We start from the raw sequence: 16,708 nt of genomic DNA, 5'->3' as shown, positions 1-16,708 counted from the left end.
TTGAATTTTGTATAAATCTAAACTATTTATCTATTTGATTTACTATTAACTGTTACTGAATACTGCTTACTGAATTTAATTCTCTTTTAAGGAATTTAGCGGTGTAGCTTTTTTTATGCTTAATCACTTCTTCAGGTGATCCTTCAACAATAATTTGGCCACCACCTTGTCCGCCTTCATAGCCTATATCAATAATATGGTCAACGGTTTTTATAACATCTAAATTGTGTTCTATAATGAGTACAGTATTTCCTTTGTCTGCTAGTTTGTTAAGTACAATCATAAGCACTCGTATATCTTCGAAATGTAGACCTGTTGTGGGTTCATCAAGAATATAAAAAGTGTTTCCAGTATCACGCTTGCTTAATTCTGTTGCCAATTTAATGCGTTGTGCTTCCCCACCGGAAAGTGTGGTACTTTGCTGTCCTAGGGTGATATAACCTAAACCAACATCTTTAATGGTTTTTAGTTTATTATAGATTTTAGGAATGTGCTCAAAAAATTTAACAGCTTCGTTAATAGTCATGTTTAATACATCACTAATCGATTTTCCCTTATAACGAATCTCCAGTGTTTCTCTATTAAAACGCTTGCCTTGACAGGTTTCGCATTCAACATATACATCTGGAAGAAAATTCATTTCTATAACTCGTAAACCGCCACCTTGACAAGTTTCACAACGACCTCCCTTTACATTAAAACTAAAACGCCCCGCTTTATAACCACGAATCATGGCTTCCGGAATTTTAGCATATAAAGCTCTAATTTCACTAAAAGTGCCTGTATATGTCACCGGATTACTTCGTGGTGTTCTGCCAATGGGAGATTGGTTGATATCAATCACTTTATCAATATGCTCTAAACCTTTTATACTTTTATATGGCATTGGTTTTTTTACGCCATTAAAATAATGCGCATTTAAAATAGGGTAGAGGGTCTCATTGATTAATGTAGATTTTCCGCTACCAGAAACACCAGTAACTCCTATCATTTTTCCTAAAGGAAGTTTTATAGATACATTTTTTAAATTGTTTCCTGTACAGCCCTTTAGTACTAAAAACTCACCGTTGCCTTGTCTGCGTTTTTTAGGGATTTCAATTTCTTTATTACCGTTTAAATAATCGGCAGTTAAGGTATTATGTGTTTTTAATTCATCAGGGTTACCAATACTAATTATTTCACCACCATGTTTTCCAGCTTTCGGCCCAATATCAATAACATAATCGGCACGTTCGATCATGTCTTTGTCATGCTCTACAACTATAACCGAATTTCCAATATCGCGAAGCGATATTAAGGAGTTAATTAGTTTTTCATTATCACGTTGATGCAAGCCAATGCTAGGTTCATCCAAAATATACAATACGCCAACTAATTGTGAGCCAATTTGAGTTGCCAAACGTATGCGTTGTGCTTCCCCACCAGATAAAGATTTAGAGCTTCTGTTTAGTGATAAATAATTTAATCCTACATCTAATAAAAACTGCAGTCTAGACCTTATTTCTTTTAAAATTTCTTCTGCTATTTTGAGTTGTTTCTCTGATAAATGCTCATGTAAGCTATTAAACCAAGTTGCTAATTCATCAACGTCTGTGTTGGCGAGTTCTGCTATGTTTTTATTATTTATTTTGAAATAAAGTGATTCTTTTTTTAATCTGGAGCCATGACATTCCGGACATTCAATTTTATCCATATATTCTTTTGCCCAGCGTTTTAAAGAGGTGGATTCGGCTGTTCTGTATTGATTTTCAATAAAGTTAGCGACGCCTTCAAAATCTATTTTATAATCTCGGGTAACCCCGAGTGTTTTACTTTCTACGGAAAACTTTTCATTCCCACCATACAAAATCATTTGTTTGGCTTCCTTGGGAATATCTTTATAAACATCAGTTAATTTAAAATTGAAACGTTGCGCAATGGTTTCAAACTGTTTAAATATCCAACTGTTCTTTTCTGGTCCGTGAGGCGCTAATGCTCCAGCTTTTATTGATAAACTGTCGTCTGGAACAATTTTATTTTCGTTTACTTGATATAACTCTCCAATACCATTACAATTTGAACAAGCTCCTTTAGGTGAATTGAAAGAGAAATTATTAGGTTCTGGGTTTGGGTATGAAATCCCAGAAGACGGACACATTAAATTTCTACTAAAATAGCGAGTTTCGTTGGTGTCCTGATCAATAACCAAGAGAACGTCTTCACCGTGATACATTGCCGTATTTATAGTTTCGGTAAGACGCTTGTCGTTATCTGCTGATGCATCAATAACTAACCTATCAATGACGATTTCAATATCGTGTGTTTTATAACGGTCTAGTTTCATGCCTTTTGTGAGGTCTTTGATTTCGCCGTCTGTTCTTACTTTTACAAAGCCTTGTTTTGAAATTTGCTCGAATAATTCACGATAATGTCCTTTACGTGAACGTACTACAGGTGCTAGTATATTTATGCGTTTTCCACTAAAATCACTAATTATGAGCTCTTTGATTTGCTCGTCACTGTAACTTACCATTTTGTCTCCTGTATTGTAACTATACGCATCACTAGCTCTTGCAAACAGTAAACGCATGAAATCATAAATCTCAGTAATAGTACCAACAGTAGATCTTGGTGACTTACTTGTTGTTTTTTGTTCGATAGCAATAACAGGAGAGAGTCCATCAATTTTATCAACATCAGGTCTTTCTAAACCACCTAGAAATTGTCTTGCATAGGCAGAGAATGTTTCAATGTATCGGCGTTGTCCTTCGGCATAAATAGTATCGAAAGCTAAAGATGATTTTCCGCTACCAGACAGACCCGTTATAACTACAAGTTGCTCTCTTGGGATAGAAACATCAATATTTTTAAGGTTATGCACACGGGCACCTTTTACTTCAATAAAATCATTAAATTGACTCATAAAATTGCAAAACTGCGAAGTTACGATTTTAGAAGTTAAATTTTTGTAAACTTTATTTAGACTTATTAAACAATTTAAAGGGTATGGTTTAAGAAGAGTAAAATATTTAAATTAAAAGAGCAATACTTTATGTTTACAAGGTGTAAATATTAGAACTCTTGCGGAACTATTGTTTTATTACTGTCAATTCCTTGGACTCTAATGATTTATTGTAATTTGCTTTTACCTTATTAAGAAATCCAAAGAATTTTTTACCATTCTTTTTTTCAAGAATAACATAAATATTTCCGTTGTCATCATTAATAATGTTCTTAACAACTACCTTATTACCATAAACACTTTTATAATTTGCTGGCTTGCCTCTTTTAACTAGGAAATTAAGCTTTGGAAAATCTATATGATTATAGTTAGTTCTGCTTGGAGCGTTTATAACTAGTTCGTCTCCAATTTCTGGTTTATTTTGTGCATTTGTTAAAAAACAAAAAATTAAAGAAAACATTATAAAAATTAAATTTTTCATAAATAAAATACTTTTTAGGTTAGATGAAAAGTTGCGATAAAGATATATGTTTATTGCTATTTTTTCAATCATTTCTCAAGAAACTATGAATTTTTTGAGTACTTGAAATTTCTGTAAGAGCCAACTCTGTTTAAGGGGGACGAAAACTGTTTTTATTGCAATTTTAATAAAAAATCATGAAAAAATTAGCATATTTGGTCAATGAAACTAAGATGTGACTTTGCACTTTTATAAAAAATAAAAACATTAAAATGAAATTATTAGGAATAGGATCAAGGATTAATCATTCGGAATATGGAAAAGGTGTAGTAACCAATGTGACTACACAACATTATTGGGTAACTTTTATAGAAAGGGGATTAGAAACCATCGATTTAGATAGTGAATTTGAGATTATTGAGGCTGCTGATGGAGATGTGGATACGGTTAGCTTTTTTGATGTTGAAAGTAGTTTGGTAAACATTTTAAAAAAATGGAGTGATACCAGTGAGGTTGTGCCTATTGCAGATAAATATAAAGGGGGGAAGTTAATTTTAGAGCCAGCTGATGAAGGTTTAAAATCTTACGAATTACCAATTGATACTTTTTTTCATAAAATAACAATGGTTAGGGATCGATTGCGGGTTATGGAGCAACGTATAAACTCTAGTGATTTAGATGAACAAGGTAAAATAGATTTACAGCAATACATTACCAGAATTTACGGTAGTCTAACTAGTTTTAATATATTGTTTAAGTCTAAGAGTCATAATTTTGTAGGGCAGCGGAAGTAAGTAAAAGGAGTTGTTAGGCTATGGGACGTCTACAACTTCGTGAACTTGTTAAAATAGACTATTTCTAAGGAGTAATAGGTTTCGTATTGTTGGTATGTGACGTTTGTATTAAATAAAAAGCAAATAAGTGTTTTTTATATTTAGATAGTTGCGTTCATCGAATTAATGCGGTTTTATTTTAATTTAGAATTTTGAAACTGTAAATTCGTTTTAAAGATTCCCAAATCTATAAAACGTACTACATTATGGAACTTTTCCAAATAAAGTCATGTAAATGGCTGTTAGTCATTTTTTACCAGCTTCTTTTTTTATCATTTTCTTGCTCTAAAGAGGATGCACCACAACATGGGCCAATGATAGATTTAGGAATTGATGAGCAAGAAGTTCTGTCAAGATTAACAGCCTCTTTAGTAGGGAGGGTACCTGATGATGACGGAAATCCAGAAAACTTATGCAACAATGGTGAAATGCAACTTATGACAGATGATCCCTATTGTGGCTATGTTGATGTGGGTGAGTATGGTCTTAATCAGATTAATGAATATCGTGCTAAGCACGGTCTGCCTCCATATGTACGTGCTATTGAATATGAGCTTTGTGCCGCCCGTGAGGCTAGATTAGCCGCAGAAAATGATGTTTATCATTGGAGTGATGGATGTGGCTGGAGATCACAGGGTGCAGCTGGTGGTGGACGTGGAGGTGACGCCTCGAGCGGGACTGTTGAAAAATCAATTTGGTGGGTGCCTAAACTTTTTTATGAAGAAGGACCAAATGGGGGGCACTATCAGGCTATGATGACACAAAGAAGCAGAGGTGTCGCAATTGGTTATTATGCCATTGATAGAGACCGGCATGGAGTGGTGGTAAATTATTATGATGAGCTTTGATAAATGTTATTTTATATTCATCTAATAGCTTAATTGGTTCCTTTAACATCACCTATCTCCAAACCTAAAACAAGCATTTTATGAAATGTTGGTAATTGTGCACCACTTTCAGTGGTTGTCCAGTTACTCCATGAGGCTTCTAGACCATCAATGGGTAGTATTGATGTCCACATTTTAAAGGCTGTTGGTTTACCAGAATCGTCAAGCAGCCATAAATAAGAATCTCCTGGAGTGGACCCTCCAGAAGTATAGGTAACCAAAAGTGCTTTATCGCCATTTTCAAGCTTTACAAGTCGACGCTCCACGCCTTTATCAAAAACCTTATAGGGAGCTACCAGCCAAAAGGAATCATTATTAAAGTACTTTAAAGCTTTTGTTTTTAATTCTTTAGCCATATCACTCTCAACTTTAAAACTGTGTACATAAGCTTTACTTTGAGTATGGTCATTTAAATCTAAATTTACTTTAAATTCTTTCCAATAAACGTCGCAAGTATTATTTTCTTTATCCCATTTGTAATGATGTCTTTTCTTGAATGTCCATTCTATATGATTCGTATTTTTAAAGGCATTATAGTCTAAGGCTTCGAGCATATTATAAGCTAGGGCATCTGCTTCTTCACCTTGAATACCGTTAGGTAAATTTTCGTTGTATTTGAAAAATAAAAAACCAAAGAACAATAAACTAGGTAGTGTTAAAAATATGACTACTCCAGATATTATCTTAAATATTTTTTTTGATTTCTTCGTCATAAAACCTTTGTGTAGTTTTTGATACTTAGAGCTAAATTATTAAATACTATTGTTTTAGAGAAAGGAAAACTTTAAAAACCGACGGCTGTATCATCACCTCGATGATCTGCACCTCCCTCTAACAATTCGTCATTTAAAACAAGTATTCCATCGACCTTGCCAATTACTGGTGAATCTTTTTCGTTTATGGAATACCCTAGCTTTTCGAGCTGAAAAATCAAAGTATCATTAAAGGAATTTGGTTCCATTCGGATTTCGTCAGGGAGCCATTGATGGTGAAAACGTGGTGCGTCAACTGCTTCTTGCATGGTCATATTAAATTCGTGAACATTTAAAATAGTTTGTAATACAGACGTTATGATGGTTGAACCCCCTGGTGTGCCAATAGACATTAACAGCTTACCATCTTTTTCTACTATAGTTGGTGTCATGGAACTTAACATTCGTTTTTCGGGTAAAATACTATTAGCTTCGCCGCCAGTTACCCCAAACATATTTGGGACTCCCGGTTTACTACTAAAGTCATCCATTTCATTATTTAAAAAGAAACCTAAATCCGAACAATATAATTTAGAACCATAGGCCCCATTTATGGTGGTTGTTACCGAGACTGTGTTTCCAAAAGTATCAATAATGGAGTAGTGGGTCGTTTCATTGCTTTCAATAACCTGGATGTCTCCGTGTGATACATCACTGGACAAAGTGGCTTTTTTAAAAGAAAAGTCGGACATCCTTTTATTTAAGTATGCTTTTTGGGTAAGTGTTTCTATGGGGATGTCAACAAAATCAGGGTCACCTAAATAAAAGCTTCTGTCGGCATAGGCTCGTCGTTCAGCTTCAGCAATGACTTGAATGGTTTTGAGTGAATTATGTCCGTACTCATCAAGATGAAAAGGTTCAATCATTTTCATTATTTGTGCTAAACATACGCCACCGCTTGAAGGAGGTGACATGGAAATGATATTTAAATCATCATATTTAAAGCTTACGGGATCTCGCCATTTTACTTCGTACCTAGCTAGGTCTTCTTCGGTAAGTATACCTCCATTTTCTTGAATAAACTTAGCTAAACGCTTTGCCGTATCACCTTTATAGAATTCGTCCTTCCCATGAGTCATAATTCTGGTTAGTGTTTTTGCCAAAGCCTCATATTTAATAGTGTCATTTTTTTTCCATGGTTTGTGAAACAAAGTAGAATATTTATTCGCCCGTTTAAACAATGGCATATAATGCGCAATCTTTTCTTCTTGCTTTTTTGTGACAATAACGCCCCTGTATGCTAACTCAATAGCCGGTTTAATAATGTCTTCTATAGATAAGCTCCCAAATTTTTCATGCACAGCAAAAACCCCAGCAATAGTCCCTGGTACACCCACAGCCATAGCCCCCAAAGTGCTTTTTTCAGGTATAACATTACCGTCTTCGTCTAAGTACATATCTGTTGTAGCTGCTAGTGGAGCTTTTTCTCTAAAATCCAACCCGCCAATCTCTCCATTAGCTTTTCGGTATACCATAAAACCACCTCCTCCGATGTTTCCTGCATAGGGGTATGCAACTGCTAAAGCTAATTGTGTAGCGGCCATGGCATCAAAAGCATTACCTCCTTTTTTAAGAATGTCACTACCAATTTTTGAAGCTTCTACTCTTGCCGAAACTACCATGGCATTTTTGGTTATTAAACCTGTTTTGCTAGGTTCAACTGTTTTTTTACAAGAAACATAAAGGGTTAATAATAAGATCGTATATATTAGTTGTTTCATGATTTATTCTTTAGAATAGTTTAAACTTTTTTGATTTGTGCGAAAAATAGTGATTTTATTCCCAAATTAAAGTTTTTTAGAGCTGCATAACATCACTACGGAGTAATAAAAAGACAAAATGTGAAGATGAAAAGGCATTTTAGAGCCAATTATAAAAATATGTGCTCAGTTTGACAGGATAAGGGTAGTCTAAACCACTTTTTTGTTTAATTCTTTAAGTTTTTGCTTGGAAAAGGTAATTAATTCATTAAAAAAGACAGTAAATTCATTTTCAAATTCTTTATAGAACGCTTCAAGTTCAACAATGGCCTCATTCATCCCGGATCTATTTTTAGTTCTTCTATTCATACCTTCCAAAACTCTGGAAATACCATCTATAGAAGCATAACTTAAAAGCCAATTATCAGCTATCATATATGGCATCATTTTTTGTATTCGTAAAGGAAGTATGTTGTAATGTTCTTCTAAAGAATCATAAAAAGTATTTACATATTCTTCTAAAGATATGGTGCTATACTTGCTCCAGTTTTTTGCAAGAAAATGATCGTAAAGAATGTCAACAATGATACCTGAATAATGTCCATACTTCTCGTGCAACCTTTTAGTGCTTAGTCTAACTGTTTTATGTGCATCTGTATAGGTGTCTATATTTCGATGTAATAAAATACCTGTTTGAATGTTTTTTGGATATTTTTTATAATCTTTCCCTTTAATGCCATCTGCAATAAAATTACCAATAGTTACTAAATCGTTTTCGCCAGAAAGGTAAATATGAGCTAAATAATTCATTTGTGAAATTTACGAATTCCGTTTTAAGAATTCCAGTTTTGGAATTGTATATTTGCTTTTTTAATTTCAAAATAATAACATGACACTTATAAAATCAATTTCAGGGATTAGAGGAACTATAGGCGGACAAGTAGGTGAAAACCTAACACCCATTGATACTGTGAAATTTGCAGCAGCTTATGGTACTTGGTTAAAACAGAATAGAGAAAAAGAAAATTATCGTGTTGTTGTTGGTAGAGATGCTCGTATTTCTGGAAAAATGGTTCAGAACTTAGTAATGAATACCTTAGTGGGTATGGGGATTCATGTGGTTGATGTTGGGCTTTCTACAACACCAACAGTTGAAGTTGCTGTGCCTATGGAACATGCAGATGGAGGTATTATACTAACAGCAAGCCACAACCCAAAACAATGGAATGCTTTAAAGTTGTTAAATGAAAAAGGGGAATTTTTAAATGCTGTAGAAGGTGCGAAAATTTTAGACATAGCAGAAAGCGACCATATGAATTTTGCTGATGTTGATAGCTTAGGGAAAATAACAAAAAACAAAGCGTATATTGATTTACATATTATTGAGGTTTTAGATTTACCACTAGTAACTGTAAAACCAATAGAACAAGCACGTTTTAGAGTCGTGGTAGATGGTGTGAATTCAACAGGAGGTATTGCTATTCCGTTACTATTAGAACGATTAGGTGTAGATGTTATAAAATTATACTGTGACCCAAACGGACGGTTTCCGCATAACCCAGAACCCTTAAAAGAGCATTTAACAGATTTATCTGCAGAAGTAAAAAAACATAAAGCAGATTTTGGTATTGTTGTAGATCCTGACGTGGATCGTTTGGCTTTTATGGATGAAAATGGAGAGATGTTCGGTGAAGAATATACCTTAGTGGCTTGTGCAGATTATGTATTGAGTAGAACGCCAGGGAATACTGTTAGTAATATGAGTTCTACAAGAGCATTAAAAGATATTACTGAAAAACATGGAGGTACTTATGAAGCAAGTGCAGTAGGTGAGGTGAATGTTGTAAACCTTATGAAGAAGAATAAGGTTGTTATAGGTGGAGAAGGTAATGGAGGTATTATTTACCCAGAGTCTCATTATGGTCGTGATGCCTTGGTGGGAGTTGCTTTGTTTTTGAGTTTATTAGCAGATAAAAATATAAGTGTTAGTGAACTTAGAAAAACATACCCTAACTACTTTATGAGTAAAAAGAAAATCCAGTTAACCCCGGAGTTGGATGTTGATGGGATTTTAAAAGCTATGGAAGATCGTTATAAAAATGAAGAGTTAACCACTATTGATGGTGTTAAAATAGATTTTTCTGAAAGTTGGGTACATCTTCGTAAAAGTAATACAGAGCCTATTATCAGGATTTATACCGAAGCAAAGTCCCAGGAAGCAGCGGATACTTTGGCTGATAAATTTATTGAGGAGATAGGAGCTATTGCGAATATTCAGGCTTAACTGTATCCCTATCATAATAAAATAAAACAACGCATTAACAATAATGAGTTGGTTAGATACGAATATGTTGAAAAATACAAGAATATAGCACCTTGCTTATTATTGTATTTTAATACAGATCCAAAATTAAGACCAATTCGAGAGCATCGTTTTGAAGAATATGAAATGCTCTTTAAAAGTTTGTAAGAAGACTTTTAAAGAGTCTTTTCTCTATGTTTCCAGCGTTTATGAGTCCAGAAATAATATTCGGGAGCTTTATAAATTTGCTTTTCTACTTCTTTAAGAAATAGATCTGTTAATTCATAATCTTTATACTTATTTGAGTCTTCTGCAAGTGTTACAATTTCTGCTTCATAAAACCCTCGTTTTACCTTGTTGACTTTTAAATAAGCTGTTGTTAGATCTAACTTTTTAGCTAGGCGTTCACCGCCTGTGAAACACGGTACCTTGATTCCCATAAAACGATTCCAATACACATCTTTGCTTAATCTGGGAGACTGGTCACTTAAAAAGCCAGTAATACTTTTAATACCCTTGGCTTCATTGTGATTTATAATGCTTGTGGTCTCTTTGGTGCTAATTAACTGCGTATTAAATTTAGAACGAATGTCTCTAACCAGTTTATCAAAATGTTGGTTTGCCAGTTTTTTATATACGGCTAAGCCTTTAAAATTTATATAATTTTGAAGTACTATAGACCACTCCCAACTGGCATAATGTCCAAATATTAAAATAACACTTTTATTTAAAGATTCTAAACGTTTAAGTTCTTCCGGATTGGTGATTTTAAAACGTTTTTTTAACTCTTTTTTAGATATAGACATGGTTTTTGCCATTTCTAAAAACATGTCACATAAATGTTTGTAGAATTTTTTTCTAATAGTAGTAATTTCTTTTTCTGTTTTGTTAGGAAAAACAAGCTTTAAATTATTATTGACAACCTTTTTTCTATAGCCTATTACATGGTAAAGTAATATGTAAAGACCATCTGAAACTATATACAATAACCTGAAGGGAAGTTTGGATATAGACCATAAAAATGGATAAACAATGATATAAATTAGAAATTGCATTAAATAATTTTAGATTTGTAGCGGCAAATATATGCTAAATAGATTTTAAACGTTTACACTACATGGGCAAATTAGACTTAATTACCATCATTATAATAGCAGCAAATGTCATCATATCTTATAAGGGTTTTGGTGATTATAGTTTTTTTGATAAGTATAAGTTCCACGTAGGTGGCGTTCAAAGAGGCGAACAGATTAGAATGTTTAGCTCTGGGTTTTTACATGTAGATACACAGCATTTATTGTTTAATATGTTGACCCTGTATTTTTTTGCAGGTGTTGTTATTACACTTTTAAGTCCTCTTTATTTTCTCTTAATTTATATAGGTAGTTTGTTATTGGGGAGTTTACTATCCCTGTACTTTCATAAAAATGAGTACCATTACAGTGCTGTTGGCGCGAGTGGTGCAGTAACAGGCATTTTATACGCGGCTATTTTATTGAGACCAGGAATGGATTTATATATGTTTTTTATTCCGGTTCCCATACCAGCATATATTTTTGGGGTAGGGTATTTGTTATACTCTATTTACGGGATGAAAAACAGAATAGGTAATATAGGCCATGATGCGCATTTTGGAGGTGCCATTGGAGGGTATCTTATTACTTTGATCTTATCACCAGGATTATTTAAAACCAATTTGCTTATGATTGGTTTATTAGCGGTACCTATTGTTTTGCTATTTGTTTTGAAGAAAATGGGGAAGGTGTGATGCTATTTGGGTAGTTATGAATAAAAAAGAGCTATTTCCAATTTAAGAAATAGCTCTTTTTGTTTAGGGTTTGTCCCGTCCTAAAATAGCGATACACTAAAAGCTTAGTGTAATGAAAACATCGGAAAACAAAGGGTATTTAAAGCGTACCCAAAAAGATTATTCGCTTTCTTTCAAGCTTCAATTAGTAGAAGACATAGAACAAGGCAATCTCACAAAAAGCCAGGCCAAAGCTAAATATGGCATTCAAGGAGACTCTACGGTAACCAATTGGTTGAAAAAATACGGTACCTTTGATTGGGAAGATCAATCCCCTTTTACTTTGGCAAAAACACCGGAACAAAAGATACTTGAATTAGAAGCAAAAATCAAACTGCTGGAAAAGCAAAAAGCTCGGGCAGAACATTTGGCTGAACGCGCTGACAAGAAAGTGATCATCTTTGACATGCTTGTTGATATGGCAGAGAAAGAATATGATATTCCAATCAGAAAAAATTACAAACCCGAGTTATTGAACACTACAAAGAAGCACACAAAGAAACATTAGTTTCTACCTGTAAATTACTCGGGGTAGACAGACAGGTTTATTATAGGGCTATAAAATCAAAAGCCCAAAGACAAGCCATAGTTCAAAAAGTGATCGCCCTAGTTCGTGGTATACGCAATGTCATGCCCAAGCTAGGAGCTAGAAAGCTGTACCATTTGTTAAAAAAAGAACTATCAGCTCTAAAGGTAGGCAGAGATAAGTTATTTAAAATATTACGGGCTAACCATATGCTTATAACCCCAAAGAAAAGTTACCATATCACTACAGATTCGCACCATCGGTTCAGAAAACACAAAAACCTGATAAGTACCATGGAGATAGAAAAACCAGAATCTGTGTGGGTTAGTGATATAACTTACGTAGGAACTAGGAGCAACCCTTCTTACCTGGCCTTGATCACCGATGCATACTCCAAGAAAATAGTAGGTTATAATATATCTGATAGCCTAAGTATGGAAGGTTCATTGCAAGCTCTCAATATGGCATTAGGGAATAGAATGTATAAAAACCAACCACTAATACACCACTCTGATAGAGGTTTGCAATACTGTTCTAATGAGTATCAACAACTATTGATGAGCAATAATATAAGTTCAAGTATGACTGAGAAATATGACCCCTATGAAAACGCAATCGCAGAAAGAGTAAATGGGATTTTAAAACAAGAATTTGATATAGCCAGAAGTATTAAAGATCTGGATATAAAGAAGAAACTGATCAAAGATGCAATTGATATTTATAATGATCAAAGGCCTCATTTATCAAACCATATGTTAACTCCTGAAAAGATGCACAAACAAAACGAACTCAAAAGAAAACAATACAAATCAAAAAAGCTGAACAATGATGCCCCATTGTTCAGCTTTAATTTATAAATTTAATCCTTTATAATCTGTATCGCTTATTTAGGACTAGACAGTTTTAATGATTACTCGTAAAAGTATTCTATAGAACCATCTAATTCTCCATCAAAATAAGATTTTGCCGCAATTGGATAACCGCTGTTGTTATAAGTATATTCAAATGTTTCTTTGTTAAATTCATTTGGACTAGTAGAACTTTCTATAAAACTAGTTACGTTATTACTATTTCCGTTAATATATGCTCCAAATTCATTTTGACTCAAAAGATTTAATACTTCTATGGCATGAATATTTTTAAATATACCATTACTATTGTCATATGAGTATAATAATTTGTATTCACCCGCATTATCATCTTTTATTTCTGTAATATTCTTACCATCAAGAGTAATTGTTTGAGTGACAGATAAATCTGTTTGAGAGTTAATGTCTCCTCGGTAAACTTTATTTGTTATGGTATTGTCATTGTTATATGTTAATACGTGTTTATATACTAGCCCTTCAATTCCAGAGGGTTCAAGCCAAAACTCTGTGAAGCTAGCAACCTTTTTATCAGCGTTATATTCTAAAGTAATATAAGCAGCCAGCTCACCTTCAAGAAATTGATCTTCTCTAATTAACTTATCATTTTCATATGTGTATGTATTCTTAGAACCATCGTCGTAAATGACATTAGTAAGTTTATTGCCATCATAAGTATAGTTAGTTGTTAGTTTTTCACCATCACTATCAGTTTCAATAGTTTTTTTTAATAAAGTTGAATCGTTAGTTGGTTCATTCGTGTTATCTGTAGATTCAGAACTACATGAAAAAAGAACCATGCATAGAGCAAAGAGTAATGTACTTTTTTGGATCATAATTAAATTAATATTTTTGAGATTTTTGAAAGCACAAATCTAATAGTTTGCATGAGAAAAACCTTGTTTAATAACTTGAATTTTCTACTGAAATTAAAGATATTTAGTTGGGTTGTGTATTGTGGCACAGCTATTGAATTTATAGTAGTGATGTATATCTTTAATATTTGTTAAGTATTTGGTATTCATTGTTTTAACATTTTTAAAAATAAATATAATAAATGCTCAATTTTGTTTTAATGACAGATTGACCTAAAAATATATATGAAGAAATCTAATTTTATTGCCCTTGACAGTTTGTCATTACAGGAGTTTGATGAAAACTCAGAATTAATTCCGTTAATGACACCAGAAGATGAAGAAGCCATCAATAATGAGGAATTGCCAGAAACACTGCCGATTTTATCATTGAGAAATACAGTGTTGTTCCCAGGAGTGGTCATTCCTATTACTGCTGGTAGAGACAAATCAATTAAGCTAATAAATGATGCTAATAAAGGCGGAAAAGTTATTGGTGTAGTATCTCAAAAAGATGAGTCTGTAGAAAATCCAACAGCAAAAGATATCAATGAAACAGGTACGGTTGCAAGAATACTGCGAGTTTTAAAAATGCCAGATGGTAACGTAACAGTTATTATTCAAGGAAAAAAACGTTTTAAAGTCGCAGAGGTTCTTACCGAAGACCCCTATATGAATGCGACTATTAGAGACATGGCAGAGGCAAAACCTGCGGTTAATAATAAAGAGTTTTCAGCAATTATAGACTCTATAAAGGACTTGGCACTGGAAATTATTAAGGAGAGTCCTAATATTCCTAGTGAAGCATCTTTTGCTATTAAAAATATAGAAAGCAATTCATTTCTGATAAACTTTGTATCCTCTAATATGAACCTTTCGGTAGCTGAGAAGCAGGCTCTTTTAGAAATGGATGATCTAAAAAAACGTGCTTTGGCAACGCTTAAGTTTATGAATGTTGAATTTCAAAAGCTAGAACTTAAAAATGATATTCAGTCCAAAGTTCAAATGGACATGAGTCAGCAACAACGAGAGTATTTCTTGCACCAACAAATGAAAACCATTCAAGAAGAATTGGGAGGTGTAAGTCATGATGAAGAGCTTGAAGAAATGAAGCTGCGAGCCAGTGAAAAGCAATGGGATGAGCAAGTAGCTAAGCATTTCGATAAAGAAATTGCTAAAATGCAACGTATGAATCCGCAAGTTGCGGAATATTCTATTCAACGCAATTATTTAGAGTTATTTCTAGATTTACCTTGGAATGAATTTAGTACAGACAAATTCGATTTAAAACGTGCTAAAAAAGTTTTAGATAGAGATCATTTTGGATTAGAAGATGTTAAGCGTAGAATCATAGAATATCTTGCTGTATTGAAGTTGCGTAATGATATGAAATCACCTATTTTATGTTTGTATGGCCCTCCGGGGGTTGGTAAAACTTCGCTAGGTAAATCTATAGCAGAAGCTTTGGGTAGAGAGTATGTGCGTATTTCTCTGGGTGGTTTACGTGATGAAGCTGAAATTAGAGGACATCGTAAAACCTATATTGGTGCTATGCCTGGGCGTATTATTCAAAGTTTGAAGAAAGCTGGAACGTCTAACCCTGTTTTTGTTTTAGATGAAATAGATAAACTATCCAACTCACATCAAGGTGATCCATCATCTGCCATGTTAGAGGTTTTAGATCCTGAGCAAAATAGTGAGTTCTATGATAATTTCTTAGAAATGGGTTACGACCTTTCTAAAGTTATGTTTATAGCAACATCTAATAGTTTATCTACTATTCAACCAGCATTACGTGACCGTATGGAGATTATTAACGTAACAGGGTATACTATTGAAGAAAAAGTTGAAATAGGGAAACGTCATCTATTACCAAAACAATTAAAAGAACATGGGTTGTCTGGTGATCATTTAAAGATTGGTAAATCGCAATTAGAGAAGATAGTAGAAGGCTATACACGCGAATCTGGTGTTCGTGGTTTAGAAAAACAAATTGCAAAAATGGTACGTTATGCTGCCAAAAATATCGCCATGGAAGAAGATTATAATATTAAGATTTCTAATGAAGATATTATTGAAGTTTTAGGTGGCCCTAAATTAGAACGCGATAAATATGAAAACAATAATGTGGCTGGTGTCGTAACAGGGTTAGCGTGGACACGTGTCGGTGGTGATATTCTGTTTATTGAATCTATTTTATCAAAAGGAAAAGGTACGCTTACCATTACTGGAAACTTAGGTAAAGTGATGAAAGAATCTGCAACTATTGCCATGGAATATATCAAATCTAATGCGGATAATTTTGGAATAGATGCTACTGTTTTTGATAAATACAATGTGCATATTCATGTACCAGAAGGTGCAACACCAAAAGATGGCCCAAGTGCGGGAGTAACGATGTTAACATCATTAGTATCCCTATTCACACAAAAGAAAGTGAAGAAAAGTTTAGCGATGACAGGAGAAATTACACTTCGCGGAAAAGTACTTCCAGTTGGAGGGATTAAAGAAAAAATACTAGCAGCTAAACGTGCGCGTATAAAAGAGATTTTGTTGTGTGAAGAAAATAGACGTGATATAGAAGAAATAAAAGAAGATTACTTAAAAGGGCTAACATTTCATTATGTAACAGACATGAGTGATGTTATTAAAATAGCGCTTACAGATCAAAAAGTCAAGAATGCTAAAAAGCTTTAAAATCAGATAAAATAAAACCTCGATTCGCTTCGGGGTTTTTTTATGAAAACTTGTATTGGTTTTTTGTTTTGATAAGTTCATTA

Annotated in this window: 14 protein-coding genes; 7 read left to right on the top strand and 7 right to left on the bottom strand. The window is 33.6% G+C overall.

Translation table 11 applies throughout. The annotated features are described in order from the left end of the window. Nucleotides 1–52: 52 nt before the first annotated feature. The gene (gene uvrA / locus Q4Q47_RS17595; protein WP_303307950.1) at nt 53–2,902 is read right to left on the bottom strand and encodes an excinuclease ABC subunit UvrA; all 2,850 of its coding nucleotides are present in this window, start codon (nt 2,900–2,902) and stop codon (nt 53–55) included. A 166-nt stretch (nt 2,903–3,068) separates the two neighbouring features. Continuing rightward, nucleotides 3,069–3,422, bottom strand: a complete 354-nt coding sequence (locus tag Q4Q47_RS17590) for a hypothetical protein (protein WP_303307949.1) — start codon at nt 3,420–3,422, stop codon at nt 3,069–3,071. 251 nt (nt 3,423–3,673) lie between these two features. On the opposite strand from Q4Q47_RS17590, the gene Q4Q47_RS17585 reads away from it, so the two are divergent. Continuing rightward, on the top strand, nt 3,674–4,195 hold the full coding sequence (locus Q4Q47_RS17585; protein WP_303307948.1) for a hypothetical protein: 522 nt from the start codon (nt 3,674–3,676) through the stop codon (nt 4,193–4,195). 245 nt (nt 4,196–4,440) lie between these two features. Beyond that, a complete protein-coding gene (locus Q4Q47_RS17580; RefSeq protein WP_303307947.1) occupies nt 4,441–5,082 on the top strand; it encodes a CAP domain-containing protein in 642 nt (213 codons plus the stop codon). Between the two features lie 29 nt (nt 5,083–5,111). On the opposite strand, the gene Q4Q47_RS17575 is transcribed toward Q4Q47_RS17580, so the two are convergent. The 3 genes from Q4Q47_RS17575 to Q4Q47_RS17565 form a co-directional block, all read right to left on the bottom strand. Further along, complete coding sequence (locus Q4Q47_RS17575; protein ID WP_303307946.1) at nt 5,112–5,834, bottom strand: hypothetical protein; 723 nt, start codon at nt 5,832–5,834, stop codon at nt 5,112–5,114. Nucleotides 5,835–5,905: 71 nt separating this feature from the next. Further along, the gene (gene ggt, locus Q4Q47_RS17570; protein ID WP_303307945.1) at nt 5,906–7,594 is read right to left on the bottom strand and encodes a gamma-glutamyltransferase; all 1,689 of its coding nucleotides are present in this window, start codon (nt 7,592–7,594) and stop codon (nt 5,906–5,908) included. Nucleotides 7,595–7,783: 189 nt separating this feature from the next. After that, nucleotides 7,784–8,383, bottom strand: coding sequence for an acyl carrier protein phosphodiesterase (locus tag Q4Q47_RS17565; protein WP_303307944.1), 600 nt, complete (start codon nt 8,381–8,383; stop codon nt 7,784–7,786). A gap of 79 nt (nt 8,384–8,462) precedes the next feature. Here Q4Q47_RS17565 and glmM point away from each other — a divergent pair, with 79 nt between their 5' ends. Further along, nucleotides 8,463–9,857 carry a phosphoglucosamine mutase gene (glmM, locus tag Q4Q47_RS17560; RefSeq protein WP_303307943.1) on the top strand — a complete coding sequence of 465 codons (1,395 nt, stop codon included), beginning with the start codon at nt 8,463–8,465 and terminating at the stop codon, nt 9,855–9,857. 194 nt (nt 9,858–10,051) lie between these two features. Here glmM and Q4Q47_RS17555 read toward each other — a convergent pair whose 3' ends face one another. Further along, a complete protein-coding gene (locus Q4Q47_RS17555; RefSeq protein WP_303307942.1) occupies nt 10,052–10,930 on the bottom strand; it encodes a lysophospholipid acyltransferase family protein in 879 nt (292 codons plus the stop codon). A 62-nt stretch (nt 10,931–10,992) separates the two neighbouring features. On the opposite strand from Q4Q47_RS17555, the gene Q4Q47_RS17550 reads away from it, so the two are divergent. The 3 genes from Q4Q47_RS17550 to Q4Q47_RS17540 all read left to right on the top strand — a co-directional run bounded on the left by Q4Q47_RS17550 (nt 10,993) and on the right by Q4Q47_RS17540 (nt 13,065). After that, nucleotides 10,993–11,643, top strand: coding sequence for a rhomboid family intramembrane serine protease (locus Q4Q47_RS17550; RefSeq protein WP_303307941.1), 651 nt, complete (start codon nt 10,993–10,995; stop codon nt 11,641–11,643). A 112-nt stretch (nt 11,644–11,755) separates the two neighbouring features. Next, the gene (locus Q4Q47_RS17545; protein ID WP_303307940.1) at nt 11,756–12,190 is read left to right on the top strand and encodes a hypothetical protein; all 435 of its coding nucleotides are present in this window, start codon (nt 11,756–11,758) and stop codon (nt 12,188–12,190) included. Then, on the top strand, nt 12,154–13,065 hold the full coding sequence (locus Q4Q47_RS17540; RefSeq protein WP_303308492.1) for an IS3 family transposase: 912 nt from the start codon (nt 12,154–12,156) through the stop codon (nt 13,063–13,065). The genes Q4Q47_RS17545 and Q4Q47_RS17540 overlap by 37 nt, the downstream gene beginning before the upstream one ends. Before the next feature lie 53 nt (nt 13,066–13,118). On the opposite strand, the gene Q4Q47_RS17535 is transcribed toward Q4Q47_RS17540, so the two are convergent. Then, the gene (locus tag Q4Q47_RS17535; protein ID WP_303307939.1) at nt 13,119–13,910 is read right to left on the bottom strand and encodes a hypothetical protein; all 792 of its coding nucleotides are present in this window, start codon (nt 13,908–13,910) and stop codon (nt 13,119–13,121) included. Nucleotides 13,911–14,174: 264 nt separating this feature from the next. Between Q4Q47_RS17535 and lon the strand changes: the two genes are divergently transcribed. Next, the gene (lon, locus tag Q4Q47_RS17530) at nt 14,175–16,625 is read left to right on the top strand and encodes an endopeptidase La (RefSeq protein ID WP_303307938.1); all 2,451 of its coding nucleotides are present in this window, start codon (nt 14,175–14,177) and stop codon (nt 16,623–16,625) included. The last annotated feature ends 83 nt before the right edge of the window (nt 16,626–16,708 follow it).

It is taken from the genome of Flavivirga spongiicola (assembly GCF_030540825.1).
GTDB lineage: Bacteria > Bacteroidota > Bacteroidia > Flavobacteriales > Flavobacteriaceae > Flavivirga > Flavivirga spongiicola.
This window is presented reverse-complemented; position numbering and strand designations above follow the sequence as displayed.

What these genes read in the sequence shown, in the direction of transcription:
- Q4Q47_RS17590 (WP_303307949.1), bottom strand. Translation starts at nt 3,422, where the DNA reads ATGAAAAATTTAATTTTTATAATGTTTTCTTTAATTTTTTGTTTTTTA.
- glmM (WP_303307943.1), top strand. Translation starts at nt 8,463, where the DNA reads ATGACACTTATAAAATCAATTTCAGGGATTAGAGGAACTATAGGCGGA.
- Q4Q47_RS17565 (WP_303307944.1), bottom strand. Translation starts at nt 8,383, where the DNA reads ATGAATTATTTAGCTCATATTTACCTTTCTGGCGAAAACGATTTAGTA.
- uvrA (WP_303307950.1), bottom strand. Translation starts at nt 2,902, where the DNA reads ATGAGTCAATTTAATGATTTTATTGAAGTAAAAGGTGCCCGTGTGCAT.
- Q4Q47_RS17575 (WP_303307946.1), bottom strand. Translation starts at nt 5,834, where the DNA reads ATGACGAAGAAATCAAAAAAAATATTTAAGATAATATCTGGAGTAGTC.
- Q4Q47_RS17555 (WP_303307942.1), bottom strand. Translation starts at nt 10,930, where the DNA reads ATGCAATTTCTAATTTATATCATTGTTTATCCATTTTTATGGTCTATA.
- Q4Q47_RS17535 (WP_303307939.1), bottom strand. Translation starts at nt 13,910, where the DNA reads ATGATCCAAAAAAGTACATTACTCTTTGCTCTATGCATGGTTCTTTTT.
- Q4Q47_RS17585 (WP_303307948.1), top strand. Translation starts at nt 3,674, where the DNA reads ATGAAATTATTAGGAATAGGATCAAGGATTAATCATTCGGAATATGGA.
- ggt (WP_303307945.1), bottom strand. Translation starts at nt 7,594, where the DNA reads ATGAAACAACTAATATATACGATCTTATTATTAACCCTTTATGTTTCT.
- lon (WP_303307938.1), top strand. Translation starts at nt 14,175, where the DNA reads ATGAAGAAATCTAATTTTATTGCCCTTGACAGTTTGTCATTACAGGAG.
- Q4Q47_RS17550 (WP_303307941.1), top strand. Translation starts at nt 10,993, where the DNA reads ATGGGCAAATTAGACTTAATTACCATCATTATAATAGCAGCAAATGTC.
- Q4Q47_RS17580 (WP_303307947.1), top strand. Translation starts at nt 4,441, where the DNA reads ATGGAACTTTTCCAAATAAAGTCATGTAAATGGCTGTTAGTCATTTTT.
- Q4Q47_RS17545 (WP_303307940.1), top strand. Translation starts at nt 11,756, where the DNA reads ATGAAAACATCGGAAAACAAAGGGTATTTAAAGCGTACCCAAAAAGAT.